This is a genomic window from Pseudoalteromonas sp. NFXS39 (assembly GCF_040148775.1).
Classification (GTDB): domain Bacteria; phylum Pseudomonadota; class Gammaproteobacteria; order Enterobacterales; family Alteromonadaceae; genus Pseudoalteromonas; species Pseudoalteromonas apostichopi.
In genome coordinates this window covers 332,298-349,076 of record NZ_JAGDEC010000004.1, presented here as the reverse complement: position 1 = coordinate 349,076, position 16,779 = coordinate 332,298, and the positions used below count along the sequence as shown (strand labels likewise).

The following is a 16,779-nucleotide window of genomic DNA, read 5'->3' as shown; positions in this document are numbered from 1 at the left end:
TAACGAGCTCAGAAAATGAAACCAGCCCTTAGTTTTCAAGAAGGTCCTAAGCCATACTCTTGGCAGCAGTTCCCTCATGGTGACTATTTACGTGCTGAAATTGAACGTAAGCTAACGCCATGGCTGCCACGCATGTTTGGCTATCACATGCTCAAACTTGGTAATTTAAGTGGTGAGCTGGCAACCAGTGAAAGTCCTATTAAGCATCAAGTTTGTGTAGCAGAGCAGGGGTTATTTACCGGTGTAATTGCGGATGTAGACGAACTGCCTTTTTATGAGCACAGTGTTGATGCATGTATTTTATCGCATTGCTTAGAATATCATTCTGATCCGCACCACATCTTACGCGAAGCACACCGTACTTTAATTCCCGGTGGCTATCTGGTGATCACGGGCTTTAACCCGTTTAGCTTGTGTGGATTGGCGCAGCTTTTACCTTTTAGTCGCCAAAAGCTTCCTTGGACAGGGCGCTTTTTTACACCGTCGCGAGTAAAAGATTGGCTGAATCTATTGGGTTTTGAGATTATTTCGGATGAGCGATTTATCCATTCATCGCTTGCAAGAGGGAGCCGTTTATCACGCTTTGCTGCTTGGCGTAGTTTTGGTCAACAATATTTAAAGCCAATGGGGAGTGTTTATATGCTGGTGGCTCGAAAACGTGTGGCCCCGCTTACACCAATTAAACCTAAATGGCATGCAAGGCCGCAATTTTCGCCGGTAAAAGGAGCTGGGCTTAGACAAACATCAAAGCAGCACTGTGAGCGGGATAGCTAAATAGTGTTGGTGAGTATCCGTTTTGCTTGGGTATTGGCCTGCACGAATATTTAATTGAATAGAAGGGTGCAGCAGCTTTGGTACAGCTAAGGTTGCATCGCGGTCTTCCCGAGTTGCAATAAAGCTTTGTTTATCGCCTTTTAAATGAATGTTTTGCTCACGCTGCTCTTTCACTGTGGTTTTGTTCGCGAGAGGGCGGCCATCTGGTTGGTAGTCATGACACATCCAAAGTACCGTGTCGTCAGGTAAAGCTAAAATACGTTGTAGTGAATCATATAACTCGGCTGCACTACCGCCAGGGAAGTCACAGCGGGCTGTGCCGCTGTCTGGCATAAAGAAGGTGTCACCTACAAATACATTGCCATCAATGTGGTAACACACACTATCAGGAGTGTGGCCCGGTGTGGCAATCACATCAACCGTGTAATCACCTAACTGAAATTGTGCTTTATTAGCAAATAAAGCATCAAACGGTTCACCATTACATGGCATATCTAGATTATAAAGTTGGCTAAAGTGTTTTTGAACGTGTGTGATCCCTTCGCCTGTACCAAGCTTACAGGGATGTGTGTTTTGTAATTGTTGCTTTATATAACTTGCTGCGGTGATATGGTCAGCATGTGCATGGGTCTCAAGTAGCCATTGTAATGTGAGCTGCTCAGTCTTTATGTAGCTGATGATCTCATTGGCTGTTGTAAAACTTAACTCACCACTTGGCATATCAAAATCAGCGGGTGCATCAATCAGCAAGCAATCTTTAGTGCTTTCACAACTAACTAAATAACAGAGAGTGGCGCTTTGTTGATGATAAAAAGAGTGAATGCGCAGAGCCATAATGAGTCCTTTATAATTCTTTATAGCCAAATCTTATAACATATAACAAAAATATAAAACGGCCTGCGCCAAGTTTATTTCAAGGCACCTTAATTACCGTCGTAACCTGTGTCTTCAAGTAATTTATCGCTGCCAGCAGCTTCGCGAGCAAGATCGTCAACAATTTCATTATATTTATTGCCGCTATGGCCCTTTACCCAGCGCCATTCTACGTCATGCTGTTGGCATGCTGCATCAAGTCGTTTCCATAAATCGACATTCTTGACTGGCTTTTTTGCTGCTGTTTTCCAGCCGCGTTTTTTCCAATTTTCGACCCATGACTCAATCCCTTGTTTCACATATTGGCTATCGGTGGTGAGAATGACGTGACAAGAGCGGGTGAGGGTTTCTAGTGCAACGATAGCTGCGAGCATTTCCATCCGATTATTTGTTGTTAGGGTATAACCTTGACTTAATTGCTTCTCGTGGCCGTTGTATCGCATCACGATGCCATAACCTCCAGGCCCTGGATTACCTAAACATGATCCATCGGTGTAAATCTCTACGGTTTTCTGCACTGTTTTACCTTGATATTGTGTACAATAAAGTGATGATAGAAAGATACCAGAGTCAGGCTTAAGACGATATGGCACATAGACAAATAGTTTTAGATACAGAAACCACGGGTATTGACCCAAAGCAAGGCCACCGCATTATTGAAATCGGTTGTGTTGAACTTGTTAATCGCCGCCTTACTGGCAACAACTTTCATGTGTATATCAATCCACAGCGTGAAATAGAAGAAGAAGCGATAGACGTTCACGGTATAACCAATGAATTTTTGCGTGATAAGCCTTTATACCACCAGATTGCTCATGAATTTTTAGAATATATTCGCGGCGCTGAGCTTGTAATCCACAACGCTGCGTTCGATATCGGTCACATGGACAATGAATTTGCATTGTTAAATCAAGGTTTTCCGAATACTGCCGATGTATGTAGTGTACTTGATACTTTGAAAATGGCGCGTGACTTGCATCCAGGTCAAAAGAATAACCTTGATGCACTTTGTCGTCGTTACGATATTGATAACTCAAAGCGTACCTTACACGGCGCACTGCTGGATTCCGAAATTCTAGCAGATGTTTACCTTTCTATGACGGGTGGACAAGTAAAGCTGAATCTTAATCAAAATAAAGATGAAAGCTCAACACAACAAGCTGGTGGTATTCGCCGACTTAGTGCTGATAGAGCACCGCTTGTCGTATTAAGAGCAACAGAACAAGAGCACGCCGCTCATGAAGAGCGTTTAGACTTGGTCGCTAAAGGTGGTCAATGCTTATGGCGTGCAGAATAGGGTAATAAAATGAGAAAACAACTACTAGCAGGATTAGTGTGTTTAATTCCCTTAACGGGATTTGCCAACGAGCAAGATAAAATAACCCCATTAGAACGTGATGGGGTGCAAAATGAAATTCCCCTGCTAGAAAACCGTTTTCGTATTGACCATAAAATCGATAAAGTTACTTTACTCTTCTTTCGTAAGCGCGGTGCGCCTGCCGTTGTTTTAGTTCGCCCTGATGGTACTAAGTACTATGCTACTGACTCAGTAAAAAATGATGACCTCGACTGGCATGATGAATTGAGCTATGACTTGATCACCATCAGCAACCCAATGCCTGGTCCCTGGCAAGTAGTCGGCAGCATTTTGCCAGATAGCCGTATAATGGTGCTGGGTGAAATTGAGCTAAATGTTGATCCACTCCCGCCTATGCTGTTTCGTGGAGAAACAGTCAAACTGACTGGCCGCGTATTAAATGACGGTGAGCCTATAGAAGTTGGCCAGTTTCGTGATGTAATAAGTCTACACGTTGATTTTGTCAGCACGAATAATAGTGATTTTGCAAACTTTGGTGCAGGTACGCAAAGTGTTACCGATTTTAGAGATGATGGGCGTGGCTTTGATGAGCGTCCTCTTGATGGTGTGTTTACCGGTGAATTTAAGCTGATATTCCCAGCCGGGGAGTGGCAACCCGAGCTTTATATAGAAACCCCTATATTAAAGCGTACCGTGGTACAAAAACCCATTGTCGTGCACGAACCGCCTTTTGCTTACGAAATAGCACTTGCTGAGCAAGATGAAGATGATCACATTTTAACGATCACCTTAAATCCTGAAATCGTCAAACCAGAAACAGTGCTTATTCAAGGAAAAATATATTACCCCAATAATGAAGAGCAAATGTTCTCTTTAGATGCTGATAAATCGCAAACACGTGAGCTTGCCATTAAAAATTATGATTGGGGTCGATACAGTGTCGAGCTTTCTGTATTTGGTAGCAATATAAATGACCGTGAATTTATGGCTACTTTACCTACTTATAAATTTGAAATAGAGCGCCCAATTGAAGCTGTACCAGAAATTGTTCGCCCTGAAATTGATTTAGAAGCGCAAGCGGAGCAACAACGAATTCTTGAAGAAGAACAAAAAACATCCACCATGCTCATGGTGACCTTAATTGTTGTTGGAAATTTAACCGTACTTTTATTGGGTTGGCTAGCAATTAGAATTTTTGTTCAAAAGAAACCGCTTAAATTTAAATTTTCGTTACCGTTTTTAAAGAAAAAAAATCAAACCGAAAATGATGAGCAAGCAACGAATGAAAATGAAGTTGGCAAAAACGGCTCAAAAAATGACAAATCAGGTGAAATTTTAAACCTTTCGATGTCAGATGACTAAAAAACCTGTAAAAATACAAAAAACCCCTTGACGAACCAGAGGGTGATTCGTATTATTCACGCCGCTGTCAGGGGAGACTCAGTCAGCAACGAAAATGTGGAGTGGTAGTTCAGTTGGTTAGAATACCGGCCTGTCACGCCGGGGGTCGCGGGTTCGAGTCCCGTCCACTCCGCCAATTTTCGACAATTTGTAAGTATGCGCTGGAGTGGTAGTTCAGTTGGTTAGAATACCGGCCTGTCACGCCGGGGGTCGCGGGTTCGAGTCCCGTCCACTCCGCCAATTACTTGCACAACTTATGGTTGTAAAACATTTTCCTTTGCGGAGTGGTAGTTCAGTTGGTTAGAATACCGGCCTGTCACGCCGGGGGTCGCGGGTTCGAGTCCCGTCCACTCCGCCAATAGGAAAATAAATAGCATTAGATACTGCGGAGTGGTAGTTCAGTTGGTTAGAATACCGGCCTGTCACGCCGGGGGTCGCGGGTTCGAGTCCCGTCCACTCCGCCACTATTTAAACGCTATTTTATTACAAAATTTGTATCGCGGAGTGGTAGTTCAGTTGGTTAGAATACCGGCCTGTCACGCCGGGGGTCGCGGGTTCGAGTCCCGTCCACTCCGCCAACAAATTAAGTAATAACAATGATATCTCTGCGGAGTGGTAGTTCAGTTGGTTAGAATACCGGCCTGTCACGCCGGGGGTCGCGGGTTCGAGTCCCGTCCACTCCGCCATTTGATATCATAAACAAATTAAGTGCATTACCCCATGCACATACCACTGCGGAGTGGTAGTTCAGTTGGTTAGAATACCGGCCTGTCACGCCGGGGGTCGCGGGTTCGAGTCCCGTCCACTCCGCCATTTGTTTTCCTCAAACAAATGATTAGATAAATCTTTACATTACAGCGTACTTTTCTCTTATACTGACATCGTATCTCGTATCTCGTATCTCGTATCTCGTATCTCGTATCTCGTATCTCGTATATTTCTTCCTATCTTGCTAATATTCTTCATTATTCCTATTTATTCAGCTTCTTATATCTGCATGAATAGCAAAGAATAGTGGCTTCACAACAAAAGGAAATGCGTTATGAGTACATTCGGAACACAACTAAAACACTATCGCTGTGAGCTAAAACTAAGCCAACCAGAATTTGCTGAGCAAATAGGGATAGAGCAAAGTTACCTATCAAAACTTGAGAACGATAAATCAGTGCCTTCAAATGACACATTTCGTTCGATACTAACGGCGCTCAACCTAACAATTTGTGACTTTATGGAGCCATTAAAACACTCGGCAGATAAAGCGAGATTGATTAATGTGCCTGACATTGAAGCTTGGTATAAGCGACAAAGTAATAAACAATTCATTAAACAGCGCTCATTGATATATGTTGCCATACTGTTGAGTGCGCTAGGCTGTGCCATGTTTTATTTAGGGCATCAAGAAAAGCTATTCAATACAATGTTCTATGAGTACAAATCATACGGTGAAGTGAAAGATAATGAACCAGATGGCATTTTTCATGATTGGCGAACGCTACTCGTTGAACAAAGCCGCGAGAAAATAGATGCAAAACGTCGAGAAATGATTAGCAGGCATGATTTTAAATTTATTATCTCAGCTGACTATAAGGGCATCTCGTTTGTAGAGCCTGGCGAGCAAGACAGCAGACGCTTATACAGCCTTACTTCAAAAACACCTATTATCAAGCCGCATAAAGGCCATGTGTGGCTTGAGTTTTTAGGTATCTTATTGCTTGTGGTTGGTGCAGGTCTCATCACATTTGAGAGTAAACTGACAAGACAGCATTAATGAGTTGCAGAACCTGACGCGTGTTAGCTGGCGTCAGGGTCACGAGGAATTAAATGAGCAAACTGTTGCTGGTGGATTTGTTCGTATAAGGTCGCTGCATAGCTTTGCGCATCATGTAATCGGCGAGTACTAATGTGCTTTCTAAGGTCATCAAGTGCTGCCGTTGCAGGCTCATAACCTTGGCTACTTGCCAGACTTAACCACACCGCGCCATGAAAAACACTGTGCGGTACACCTTGCCCTTTGATGAAAAACAGCCCCATATAAAATTGCGCTCTATGGTTGCCCGCCATAGCAGCTAGGCGCATCCATTTGGCTGCAAGGGGAGGCTGTTCATTTTTTAAATAATACAAAGCTTTGTTTAGCACGTTTTCAACAGATTGTGCACTTTTATCTGGCACCGACCCTTTATCGGGTTGGGTAATAAAGGCAAGTACATTATCAAGCTGTTGCTCTAAATCTAAGCCTACTGGCGAATTATCAGACATAGTTTAGTTATTTTCTTGAATTAAAAGACCTTATTAGTTTAGAACATTGCAAGGCAAAATGTCCTCTTATTGAGATAAAATATGATAAAATTAGCCAATTAATCTCAACTTAAAGTTCAACATGTTCGAAAGACTTTTCAAAATCACTGAAAACAACACCTCTGTGCGCCGCGAGACTATTGCTGGCATCACAACATTCATTACCATGGTTTACATTGTATTTGTTAACCCTGCCATGCTAGCAGAAGCGGGAATGGATCAAGGTGCGGCATTCGTAGCAACCTGTATTGCTGCTGCAATTGGCTGTTTTATCATGGGTTTATGGGCAAACTACCCATTAGCACTGGCTCCGGGTATGGGCTTAAACGCCTTCTTCACTTATGGTGTTGTTTTGGGCATGGGCTACACTTGGCAAGCTGCATTAGGTGCAGTTTTTATGTCTGGCTGTATTTTCTTATTCTTAAGCCTATTTAAGGTGAGAGAGTGGATCATTGATGCTATTCCACTGGTATTAAAGCGTGCCATTGCCACAGGTATCGGTGCTTTCTTAGCGCTTATTGCATTGAAAAACGCTGGGATTATCGTAGCAAGCCCTGCAACCTTAGTGCAGTTAGGCGATATCACAGCCCCAGGTCCACTACTTGCGATTTTTAGCTTCTTTGTTATTGCTGCGCTGTTATATCGCGATATGAAAAGCGGCGTGCTTATTAGTATTTTACTAGTAACGGCTATTGCGCTTGGTTTAGACCTTGTGGAATATCAAGGAATTATTTCAATGCCGCCTTCAATTGCACCAACCTTTATGCAATTGGACTTTGCAGCCGCATTCGAAATCTCAATGCTAACAGTGGTTTTTGCGTTCTTATTTGTTGATTTGTTTGATACTTCAGGCACTTTAGTTGCTGTAACGCAAAAAGCAGGTCTTGCTGATGAACAAGGTAAAATGCCTCATTTAGGTCGTGCATTAAGTGCCGACAGCACAGCTACCATTGCAGGCTCAATGCTTGGTACATCAACAACAACGTCTTACATTGAATCAGTAGCAGGTGTGTCAGTGGGCGGCCGTACAGGTCTTACTGCTGTGGTTGTAGGCATTTGTTTTTTGTTAATGATGTTCTTTGCGCCACTTGCTAGTATGATCCCAGCTTATGCAACTGCGGGTGCGATTTTGTATGTTGCTGTTTTAATGATGCAAAACTTAAAGCTGGTAAATTGGGATGATATGACAGATGCAATCCCTGTCAGCGTGGTATTATTAATGACACCGCTCACTTTCTCGATTGCACACGGTATTGCACTTGGTTTTATTTCGTATACTGCGGTGAAGTTGGTATGTGGTAAAAAAGATGAAATCAGTATTAGTGTGTGGGTATTAACAGCGCTGTTTATTGTTAAGTTTGCGTTTTTATCTTAATTAGCACAAAGCAAAGAAAAAGTGGTTTACCACTTTTTCTTTGGTGCGAATAATACATCTAAATCGTCTTGCTCTTGTTCTGCTTTTTTCTTCAGTGACGTTGCATTTGATGCTTTTAATTCAGAACTAATCGTTTCTAGATAATTCTCTACTTCTTGCTTTTTGGTATTAACATAATCATCGCTATAGCTAACTGCGCTGAGAGTCGCAAGTGCCTTTTCAAAATACTGTCTGGCAGAACCCACCATGTTTGCTGAACGGGCAGAGATACCACGCTTAATTTGGCTTTCTACATTGATTCGCAGTTGTAACTTTTCAAGACGTTTATCTTCAGCAACAAATATTTGGCTATCTATTTTACCTTTGCCATGCTCTGAGCGAAGTAAGGCACGTAATTTCTTTATCCCTTGAATTAGGGCAATCAGTTGTTTGTCGTTATCTGGTAGGGCTAATGCATCACTATTATTAGCTTCGATTGGAGAGGCTAAACGTTCTTTTGATTCTTTTAATCTGTTTTTCAATTCTTTTGAGCTTGGAGAGAGCTCTACCATACCTGCTAAAGCATCATAAATACGACGCTGAATAATACGTAGGATATTTTCAGACATTGGGATATTGGCACTGTTAAGCAGTACATCCTCTGCTTCTTCAATGATTTTTTTCTGTTTTGTAAGCTCTTTACGGCGCTCTGCTTCTTGTTTTTCTTTATGTTGTTGCACTGCACTGACCCATAGTGCGATCACAATTAATGCAACAATGAGCATGATGATGATAGAAACAATCATTACTAAATCTCAGTTTTAACTATCTAATTTTTTTATCTTACATTAAAAAGATTAGATCTGAACAGTTTTGCGGTTAGTTATCTCGAATAAACTTCTTACACTTACTACTTTATAATGAGTATAGCCTTAAACTAGCACCTTTATTGAATATTTTGCGAGTAAACACCGCTACCGAGCTGTAATTTAATGTGTTAGCCTTAGAAACAATCGATATAAATGTATAGCGCGATGAAATATCGCTTGGCATTGCGCTTTACAGCCTTTATAAATAAACAATAACAACGTCTACAATGCAGCCATGAAACTACAACAACTCAGATATATAGTCGAAGTCCAAAATCATAAACTGAATGTATCCGCAACAGCAGAAAGTTTATTTACCTCGCAACCGGGGATCTCGAAACAAGTTCGTATGCTTGAAGACGAACTCGGTGTACAGATCTTTGGCCGCAGTGGTAAACACCTTACCCATGTAACCAGTGCAGGTAACGAAATTATTAATATCTCACGGGAAATACTGTCGAAAGTTGAAGGTATTAAAGCGGTTGCCAATGAGCATACCTTACCCGATCAAGGTAAGCTTAATATTGCGACTACTCATACTCAGGCTCGTTATGCATTGCCGAATGTTATTCAAGGTTTTATGAAAAAGTACCCAGCTGTTTCGCTGCACATGCATCAAGGTACGCCGCAACAAATTTCAGATGCTGCAGCACGCGGCGATGCTGACTTTGCCATTGCGACTGAGGCATTGCATTTATATTCTGATTTAGTCATGTTGCCTTGTTATCACTGGAATCGCAGTATTGTTGTGGCAAAAACACATCCGCTCGCGCAAAAGGCTGATAATTTAACGGTTGCCGATGTGGCTAAATACCCACTTATTACTTATGTGTTTGGTTTTACGGGTCGTTCTGAATTAGATAAAGCTTTCAATGCGCATGGGCTTGAGCCGCATATTGTATTTACTGCAACCGACGCTGATGTAATCAAAACCTATGTCCGTTTAGGGCTAGGTGTGGGTGTTGTGGCGTCTATGGCGATTGATCAAATAACTGATTCTGATTTAGTGTGTATTGATGCAAGCCACTTATTTGAAGCGAGCACTACCAAAATTGGTTTTAGAAAAGGCAGCTTTTTACGCAGCTACATGTATGATTTTATTGAGCGTTTTGCACCACACTTAACTAAAGAGTTAGTGGAAAAAGCAAGCTTATTACGTAATCAAGAAGATGTTGATAAGCTCTTCGAAAACATTGAATTACCAGTAAAATAGATATAAAGAAGCCGCGTTAAAGCGGCTTTTTTATTGTGCTCAAAACGTGCTATAAATTAACACTCGATGATATTAACAGCTAAGCCACCGCGCGCGGTTTCTTTGTATTTTGTTTTCATATCATTTCCTGTGTCGAGCATGGTTTTAATGACCTTATCAAGCGTAACCTTTTGCTCGCCAGAACCGCGCATTGCCAAACGTGACGCGTTAATTGCTTTAATTGAACCCATCGCATTACGTTCAATACACGGAACTTGCACAAGACCGCCAACAGGGTCACAAGTTAAACCCAGGTTGTGCTCCATACCGATTTCAGCGGCATTTTCAACTTGCACAACATTACCACCCATTATTTCAGTAAGTGCACCAGCGGCCATTGAACAGGCAACGCCCACTTCACCTTGGCAACCTACTTCAGCACCCGAAATTGAAGCATTCTTTTTATATAAAATACCAATTGCTGCAGCTGTTAATAAATAACGTGTTGCAATATCACGGTCTACTTCTTTAATGAAAGTGTGATAATACATTAATACCGCTGGCAAGATACCCGCAGCACCATTGGTTGGTGCGGTAACAACACGGCCACCTGCTGCATTTTCTTCATTTACTGCAAGAGCAAACAAATCAACCCAGTCCATTGCGCGCAATGGGTCATTATTAACCTCAATATTTAATTTAAGGTGTAAGCTTGGTGCGCGGCGCTTTACTTTTAAACCACCTGGTAAGATACCCTCTGTACGCATACCTCGCTCGATACAGGCTTTCATTACTTGCCAAATATTAAACAGCTCATCTTTAATGTCTTTTTCGCTGCGTAGAGTTTTTTCGTTGTGCATCATAAGCGTTGATACACTAAAACCTGATTCACGGCATAGATCTAATAGCTCTTTTGCAGTATTAAACGGGTAAGGAGCTGGGTTTTCTTCGCGTATCTCGAGCGCTTTTTGTTTTTCGTTCTCGAACTCATCATCGCTTACGATAAAACCACCACCGATTGAGTAATACACCTTACTAAATAATTTTTCGCCATTTTGGCTGGCAATGATTTCCATTGCATTTGAATGTTTTGGTAGTGTTTTACGGCGGTGGAATACAATCGCCCCTTGCTTTGGGAAATTGGCTTTATGGCTTTGGTTTAAATAAATAACCTGTTCTTTTTCGATTTTTGCGAGGATATCGTCTACTAAATCAGCATCAATGGTTTCTGGATCATAACCAGCAAGACCTAATATTACGGCTTTACCAGAGCCGTGGCCAATACCTGTCTGCCCTAATGAGCCAAACAGCTCAACTTTAATATCGGTCACGTTTGCAAGTAAGTTTTTTTCTTCTAATTCGTTTACAAATAAACGCGAAGCGCGCATTGGGCCAACAGTGTGAGATGACGATGGGCCAATACCAATACTAAACATATCGAATGCACTGATCATAATTTGCTACTCATTTTTCTATTAACGGCATACTACCTGCCTTTGAACGGTGCCACATGATAACGTTTAAACGTGTCTGTGTAACCCTAAAAGCAGGATAATTAAACTGGTAGGGCGAGCTGTTTGATAAAGTTATTAATAATGCTGGCTGTTGCCCCCCAAAGCAGACCATGCGGGGTCATTAAGCCTTGTAAAATAATGATTTTACCATTTCGTTCAAAGGGCATGGGCTGCCAATTTTGTTGATTACTCAAATAAGATAAAGGCAGTAAAAAGCTAGCAGCAACTTCGTTGGGATCTGCCTGCCATGTTGTGCCTTCGCTAAGGACACAAACAAATGGCTCAATAGTGAAACCGGTTAGGGTCGCGTATTGGTGTAATTTACCGTGAACCGTCACTTGATGTGTCGCAATATTGAGCTCTTCATTGAGCTCTCGAAGGGCTGTGTGCATCAAAGAGTCATCATGCTTTTCATACTTACCACCTGGTAAGCAAATTTCCCCCGGGTGGTGAAGCAGATAACTTGGTCGTTTACATAGTAATAAATGTGCTTCGTCATTTACATCAAGCAATGGTAGCATCACGGCACTGGCGCGCTTTTCGGCATTAAAGCGAATGGTGGTAGGGCTCTGTGTGGTTTTACTTAAACTAAAACGAGCTATTATTTGCTGACTATTCAAGGTAGTTACTTCAACTTTTACTTTAACAAAGGCAGTATTTTATTTACTTTATCGTAAGTTTCTTGGTACTCCAAGTCGACCTTTGAATCAGCCACAATGCCGCCGCCAGCCCAGCAATAGATAGCACCTTGATGACACACTAAAGTACGAATTGTTATACTGGTATCCATGTTGCCACAGGCACTCAAGTAGCCAATTGAGCCGCAGTACACACTACGGCGATGCGGTTCAAGCTCTTCTATGATTTCCATAGCGCGAATCTTCGGTGCTCCGGTAATTGAACCACCCGGGAAAGCAGCATGAATTTGGTCAACGGCATCTTTGCCATCCGCTAATTCTGCGCGCACAGTACTTACTAAGTGATGTACTGCCGGAAAGCTCTCTATGGCAAATAAGGACGGCACGGTGACACTACCTGGACGGGCAACTTTTCCTAAATCATTACGCAAAAGATCGACAATCATGACATTTTCCGCACGGTCTTTCTCAGATTGTTGTAAGCGAGAAGCTTGCGCTTGGTCTTGTTCATGGTCGGCCAAACGAGGAAGCGTTCCTTTAATTGGTTTGGTTTCTATTTGGCCCTGATTAACTGAAATAAAACGCTCAGGCGAGATTGATAAAATAGCGCCATCAGGGTGGTTTATATAGCTTGAGAATGGTGCTTTATTGGCTTCTCGCAACTGTTTATAGGCTTGCCATGTTGAACCCGAAAATTCAGCTTTAAATCGCTGAGCAAGGTTGATTTGGTAGCAATCACCGCTTTTTAAATAAGCTTGAATTTGTTCAAACTTTTCGCTGTAGCTGGCTTTGGTCATATTTGAGTGCCAGTCACTTGTTAGAGCGAACTCTGCACTTTCTGGTGTTTCGTTTAGCTGCTGTTGATAGAGTGCTAAGCGATTATGATTTGGCTGACAGACGTAAAACCAGCTTTGTTGTTGCTTATCAAAAATAAGGGCATCAGGATAAAGACCTATTGCCATTTGCGGCATATTAATATCGTTTTCGGCAGTAGTCGGCATGCTTTCAATCACGCGACCTAAATCATAACCAAAATAACCAAGCCAACCACCAGTAAAAGGTAGGTTTTTTGAATTTGGTGTGTGATTAAACTCCCTAAGACCAGATTTCATCAAACTAAAGCAATCACTTGATTGTAATTTACCATCTACAAAGCACTGATTGTCGCGCACCTCTAATTGCTTTAATGGCGCAATGGCAATGATATCGAAACGGCTATTCACATGCTCGCTATTAGCTGAATCAAGTAACACGGCGTGGGGCAAATGAGCGAAATGAGTAAATAGCGTGATGCAATCACCGCTTAATTCTAATTTAATGCATAAATTTTCATCGTTTATCATCTACATTGCCCTGAATAACTAGCCCGAAACGGGCGAGGAGGGTATCATAAGTTAAATTTGATTGGCAGCGTTATGATTTCCTTTATAGTGATGCCATGACTAACCCGTAGAGTAAATCTTCGTCACCGGTTTACTCAGGATCACGTACAGCGCTACGCGATAAAAACTTAAGGAACCCGTAATGAGTACAATTCGTCAGCAAGACTTCATTGATAGCATTGAAGATGCATTGCAATACATTTCTTTTTATCACCCTCTCGATTTCGTACAAGCCTTAGAAAAAGCTTACAATAAAGAGCAAAGCAAAGCGGCAAAAGATGCCATTGCGCAAATATTAATTAACTCTCGTATGTCAGCTGAAGGTAAACGTCCACTGTGCCAAGATACAGGTATCATTACTTGTTTCGTAAAAGTAGGTATGGATGTTAAGTGGGATAAAACAGACATGACTGTTCAGCAAATGGTTGATGAAGGTACCCGTCGCGCATACTTAAACCCAGATAACCCATTACGTGCATCAATTGTTGCAGACCCTGCTGGTACGCGTAAAAACACCAAAGACAATACACCATCAGTTGTTCATATCGACTTAGTGCCAGGCGCTGAAGTTGAAGTAATGGTGGCGGCTAAGGGCGGCGGTTCAGAAAATAAAACGAAAATGGTTATGCTTAACCCGTCTGATGATGTGGCTGCATGGGTTGAAAAAACATTACCAACGATGGGGGCGGGTTGGTGTCCACCTGGCATGCTAGGTATAGGTATTGGTGGTACTGCAGAAAAAGCAGCTGTTCTTGCGAAAGAATCTCTAATGGACCCAGTTGATATTCACGAGCTTATTGAGCGTGGTGCAGAAACAACTGAAGAAAAAATGCGTATCGATATCTTCGAACGTGCAAATAAATTAGGTATTGGTGCACAAGGCCTAGGCGGTTTAACAACAGTGGTTGATGTAAAAATCAAAACGGCACCGACTCACGCAGCCTCTAAACCAGTGGTTATGATCCCTAACTGTGCAGCAACTCGTCACGTTCACTTTACGTTAGATGGTTCAGGCCCTGCTGATCTTAAAGCACCGAAACTAGAAGATTGGCCAGAAGTTACGTTTGAAGTTGGCGAAGGTACACGTCGCGTTGATTTAAACACACTGACTAAAGAAGATACGCAAGAATGGAAGATGGGTGAAACTGTACTTCTGTCTGGTACTATCTTAACGGGTCGTGATGCAGCTCATAAGCGTCTACAAGACATGATCCAATCAGGTGAAGGTTTACCAGAAGGCGTTGATTTTGATAACAAGTTTATCTACTACGTTGGCCCTGTAGATGCTGTGGGTGATGAAGCAGTAGGCCCAGCAGGCCCTACAACTGCGACTCGTATGGATAAATTCACCGATATGATGTTAGAAAACACAGGCATCATCGGTATGATTGGTAAAGCTGAGCGTGGTCCTGCTACAGTAGAATCAATCAAAAACAATAAGTCTATCTACTTAATGGCGGTAGGTGGTGCAGCTTACCTTGTTTCTAAAGCAATCAAGAAAGCACGTGTTGTTGCGTTCGAAGATTTAGGTATGGAAGCAATCTACGAGTTTGAAGTAGAAGATATGCCAGTAACCGTTGCTGTTGATAGTGAAGGTGCGAATGCGCATACGCAAGGTCCAGCTATTTGGAAAGCAAAGATCGAAGAACTTGATGGCAAATTAAAATAACCATCTTGTAACTCTTTAAATAAACGGCGCAACAGCGCCGTTTTTTTCAGCTCTGACCAGTCTTAGTTATTTCTTCACCATACCCTTAAAAAGCATATATTTCTTGGCTTTATCGATACAATTTCTTTGTAATATTTTCTTTACGCTATACTTTACCTTTACGTTCACGTAATTAAGTATGCAATGTTAATATTTTGTTTTGAATTAACAATGCTTAAAGCGTGCTTTTTATGGTGTGTTTTTTCTTTAAAGTGTTATTTTTTGAGTTGTTATTTCGGCAGGGGAACTTTGCTTAGTTTTATCATCTCATATAGTGGCAAGGGAGCAAACGAAGTGATAAAGTCTCGGCACTTTCAGCGCTCACACCCCTTAGGGTAAGAAAATTTCGGAGTATTTAACTGTGGCTGTATTTAATAAAGTCGACTTTGATAACCACGAGCAAGTGGTGTTTTGTTCAGATAAAGAATCAGGCCTAAAAGCTATTATCGCGGTTCATAATACCAAGTTAGGTCCAGCGGTTGGTGGTTGCAGAATGTGGGACTACACAACTGATGAAGATGCTGTTACTGATGCACTTCGTTTATCAAAAGGTATGACGTATAAAAATGCTGTGGCACGTTTACCATTTGGTGGCGGTAAGTCAGTGATCATCGGTAATGCTAAAGAAATAAAATCAGAGCAACTTTTCCGTGCATTTGGTCGTCAATTAGAGCGATTAAGCGGTAGCTACTATTCAGCTGAAGACGTGAACATCACCTGTGACGATGTTGCTATTATGAATAAAGAAACTAACTATGTATTAGGTCTTGAAGGTAAAAGTGGTAACCCATCACCTTTCACTGCTTATGGTACATTCTTAGGTATTAAAGCTGCATTACAACATCAACGTGGTCACCAAGACCTAGCAGGTGTTAAAGTAGCAGTTCAAGGTTTAGGTGCGGTGGCGTATGGCCTATGTAAGCATTTACACGAAGCGGGCGCAACGTTATTTGTAACAGATATCAATGAGCAAGCTGTTGAGCGTGTTGTTAATGACTTTAACGCTACGGCTGTGGGTATTGATGAAATCTACGACTTAGATGTCGATGTTTATGCACCGTGTGCACTAGGCGCAACGGTAAACGACACGACTATCCCTCGTTTAAAAGCAACGATTATTGCAGGTTGTGCGAATAACCAATTAGCAGAGTCTCGTCACGGTGAAATTATTCGTGAAAAAGGTATCTTATACGCTCCAGATTACGTAATTAACGCAGGTGGTATCATCAACGTTTACTACGAAACAGCGCCAGAAGGTTATAGTGCAGAAGCATCAACGAAACACGTTGAAGGCATCTTTGATACCCTAACTGAAATCTTTGCTCGTTCAGAAAAAGAGCAAAAGTCGACGCATTTAATTGCAGATGAGCTAGCATTAGAAATCATCGAAAACGGCTTATAATTTAGTAAATTCACTAAATTTACAGTCAAAAAAAGGTGCGCAGGTCGCACCTTTTTTGT

General features: G+C 41.9%; 15 protein-coding genes and 7 tRNA genes. 15 read left to right on the top strand and 7 right to left on the bottom strand.

Features of this window, described 5'->3' with window-relative positions:
- Nucleotides 1-15: 15 nt before the first annotated feature.
- Complete coding sequence (locus tag J3455_RS10145; protein WP_130051196.1) at nt 16-774, top strand: class I SAM-dependent methyltransferase; 759 nt, start codon at nt 16-18, stop codon at nt 772-774.
- On the opposite strand, the gene J3455_RS10140 is transcribed toward J3455_RS10145, so the two are convergent.
- Together J3455_RS10140 and rnhA are read right to left on the bottom strand one after the other, a co-directional pair.
- Nucleotides 745-1,608 carry an MBL fold metallo-hydrolase gene (locus J3455_RS10140; RefSeq protein WP_130051197.1) on the bottom strand — a complete coding sequence of 288 codons (864 nt, stop codon included), beginning with the start codon at nt 1,606-1,608 and terminating at the stop codon, nt 745-747. The two genes, J3455_RS10145 and J3455_RS10140, sit on opposite strands and share 30 nt — an antisense overlap.
- A gap of 89 nt (nt 1,609-1,697) precedes the next feature.
- Nucleotides 1,698-2,165, bottom strand: coding sequence for a ribonuclease HI (rnhA, locus tag J3455_RS10135; protein ID WP_167659235.1), 468 nt, complete (start codon nt 2,163-2,165; stop codon nt 1,698-1,700).
- A 68-nt stretch (nt 2,166-2,233) separates the two neighbouring features.
- Here rnhA and dnaQ point away from each other — a divergent pair, with 68 nt between their 5' ends.
- From dnaQ to J3455_RS10085, 10 genes are all read left to right on the top strand, one after another.
- On the top strand, nt 2,234-2,944 hold the full coding sequence (gene dnaQ, locus J3455_RS10130; protein ID WP_130051199.1) for a DNA polymerase III subunit epsilon: 711 nt from the start codon (nt 2,234-2,236) through the stop codon (nt 2,942-2,944).
- A gap of 9 nt (nt 2,945-2,953) precedes the next feature.
- Nucleotides 2,954-4,327, top strand: coding sequence for a TIGR03503 family protein (locus J3455_RS10125; protein ID WP_178927157.1), 1,374 nt, complete (start codon nt 2,954-2,956; stop codon nt 4,325-4,327).
- A 98-nt stretch (nt 4,328-4,425) separates the two neighbouring features.
- Nucleotides 4,426-4,502: transfer RNA gene (locus J3455_RS10120), tRNA-Asp, on the top strand.
- A gap of 27 nt (nt 4,503-4,529) precedes the next feature.
- Nucleotides 4,530-4,606, top strand: a tRNA-Asp gene (locus J3455_RS10115).
- 41 nt (nt 4,607-4,647) lie between these two features.
- Nucleotides 4,648-4,724, top strand: a tRNA-Asp gene (locus J3455_RS10110).
- A 29-nt stretch (nt 4,725-4,753) separates the two neighbouring features.
- Nucleotides 4,754-4,830: transfer RNA gene (locus J3455_RS10105), tRNA-Asp, on the top strand.
- A 37-nt stretch (nt 4,831-4,867) separates the two neighbouring features.
- Nucleotides 4,868-4,944: transfer RNA gene (locus tag J3455_RS10100), tRNA-Asp, on the top strand.
- A 31-nt stretch (nt 4,945-4,975) separates the two neighbouring features.
- Nucleotides 4,976-5,052: transfer RNA gene (locus J3455_RS10095), tRNA-Asp, on the top strand.
- 50 nt (nt 5,053-5,102) lie between these two features.
- Nucleotides 5,103-5,179 (top strand) — tRNA-Asp (locus J3455_RS10090).
- A gap of 229 nt (nt 5,180-5,408) precedes the next feature.
- Entirely contained in the window at nt 5,409-6,134 is a 726-nt protein-coding gene (locus J3455_RS10085) for a helix-turn-helix domain-containing protein (protein ID WP_130051201.1), read from the top strand.
- Between the two features lie 23 nt (nt 6,135-6,157).
- Here J3455_RS10085 and J3455_RS10080 read toward each other — a convergent pair whose 3' ends face one another.
- Nucleotides 6,158-6,622 (bottom strand): SEL1-like repeat protein, encoded by a 465-nt coding sequence (locus J3455_RS10080; protein WP_239977563.1) that lies wholly within the window; start codon nt 6,620-6,622, stop codon nt 6,158-6,160.
- A 121-nt stretch (nt 6,623-6,743) separates the two neighbouring features.
- On the opposite strand from J3455_RS10080, the gene J3455_RS10075 reads away from it, so the two are divergent.
- A complete protein-coding gene (locus tag J3455_RS10075) occupies nt 6,744-8,036 on the top strand; it encodes an NCS2 family permease (protein ID WP_349561648.1) in 1,293 nt (430 codons plus the stop codon).
- A 26-nt stretch (nt 8,037-8,062) separates the two neighbouring features.
- Here the strand turns inward: J3455_RS10075 and J3455_RS10070 are convergent, their stop codons facing one another.
- Entirely contained in the window at nt 8,063-8,821 is a 759-nt protein-coding gene (locus tag J3455_RS10070; RefSeq protein ID WP_130051202.1) for a hypothetical protein, read from the bottom strand.
- 298 nt (nt 8,822-9,119) lie between these two features.
- Between J3455_RS10070 and cysB the strand changes: the two genes are divergently transcribed.
- Entirely contained in the window at nt 9,120-10,097 is a 978-nt protein-coding gene (gene cysB, locus J3455_RS10065) for an HTH-type transcriptional regulator CysB (RefSeq protein ID WP_130051203.1), read from the top strand.
- 56 nt (nt 10,098-10,153) lie between these two features.
- On the opposite strand, the gene J3455_RS10060 is transcribed toward cysB, so the two are convergent.
- The 3 genes from J3455_RS10060 to pabB form a co-directional block, all read right to left on the bottom strand.
- Entirely contained in the window at nt 10,154-11,530 is a 1,377-nt protein-coding gene (locus tag J3455_RS10060; protein WP_130051204.1) for an L-serine ammonia-lyase, read from the bottom strand.
- Between the two features lie 101 nt (nt 11,531-11,631).
- Entirely contained in the window at nt 11,632-12,210 is a 579-nt protein-coding gene (locus tag J3455_RS10055; RefSeq protein WP_349561646.1) for an NUDIX hydrolase, read from the bottom strand.
- Nucleotides 12,211-12,227: 17 nt separating this feature from the next.
- The gene (pabB, locus tag J3455_RS10050) at nt 12,228-13,571 is read right to left on the bottom strand and encodes an aminodeoxychorismate synthase component I (RefSeq protein ID WP_349561645.1); all 1,344 of its coding nucleotides are present in this window, start codon (nt 13,569-13,571) and stop codon (nt 12,228-12,230) included.
- A 181-nt stretch (nt 13,572-13,752) separates the two neighbouring features.
- Here pabB and J3455_RS10045 point away from each other — a divergent pair, with 181 nt between their 5' ends.
- Both J3455_RS10045 and J3455_RS10040 read left to right on the top strand, forming a co-directional pair.
- On the top strand, nt 13,753-15,279 hold the full coding sequence (locus J3455_RS10045) for a fumarate hydratase (protein ID WP_062570698.1): 1,527 nt from the start codon (nt 13,753-13,755) through the stop codon (nt 15,277-15,279).
- A gap of 400 nt (nt 15,280-15,679) precedes the next feature.
- Nucleotides 15,680-16,720: a Leu/Phe/Val dehydrogenase gene (locus J3455_RS10040; RefSeq protein WP_294091355.1), complete on the top strand. Its 1,041-nt coding sequence runs from the start codon at nt 15,680-15,682 to the stop codon at nt 16,718-16,720.
- The last annotated feature ends 59 nt before the right edge of the window (nt 16,721-16,779 follow it).

Coding starts and splice junctions, on each gene's coding strand:
- dnaQ (WP_130051199.1), top strand. CDS start 2,234: ATGGCACATAGACAAATAGTTTTAGATACAGAAACCACGGGTATTGAC.
- J3455_RS10140 (WP_130051197.1), bottom strand. CDS start 1,608: ATGGCTCTGCGCATTCACTCTTTTTATCATCAACAAAGCGCCACTCTC.
- J3455_RS10070 (WP_130051202.1), bottom strand. CDS start 8,821: ATGATTGTTTCTATCATCATCATGCTCATTGTTGCATTAATTGTGATC.
- J3455_RS10145 (WP_130051196.1), top strand. CDS start 16: ATGAAACCAGCCCTTAGTTTTCAAGAAGGTCCTAAGCCATACTCTTGG.
- J3455_RS10045 (WP_062570698.1), top strand. CDS start 13,753: ATGAGTACAATTCGTCAGCAAGACTTCATTGATAGCATTGAAGATGCA.
- J3455_RS10075 (WP_349561648.1), top strand. CDS start 6,744: ATGTTCGAAAGACTTTTCAAAATCACTGAAAACAACACCTCTGTGCGC.
- J3455_RS10125 (WP_178927157.1), top strand. CDS start 2,954: ATGAGAAAACAACTACTAGCAGGATTAGTGTGTTTAATTCCCTTAACG.
- cysB (WP_130051203.1), top strand. CDS start 9,120: ATGAAACTACAACAACTCAGATATATAGTCGAAGTCCAAAATCATAAA.
- pabB (WP_349561645.1), bottom strand. CDS start 13,571: ATGATAAACGATGAAAATTTATGCATTAAATTAGAATTAAGCGGTGAT.
- J3455_RS10080 (WP_239977563.1), bottom strand. CDS start 6,622: ATGTCTGATAATTCGCCAGTAGGCTTAGATTTAGAGCAACAGCTTGAT.
- J3455_RS10085 (WP_130051201.1), top strand. CDS start 5,409: ATGAGTACATTCGGAACACAACTAAAACACTATCGCTGTGAGCTAAAA.
- J3455_RS10060 (WP_130051204.1), bottom strand. CDS start 11,530: ATGATCAGTGCATTCGATATGTTTAGTATTGGTATTGGCCCATCGTCA.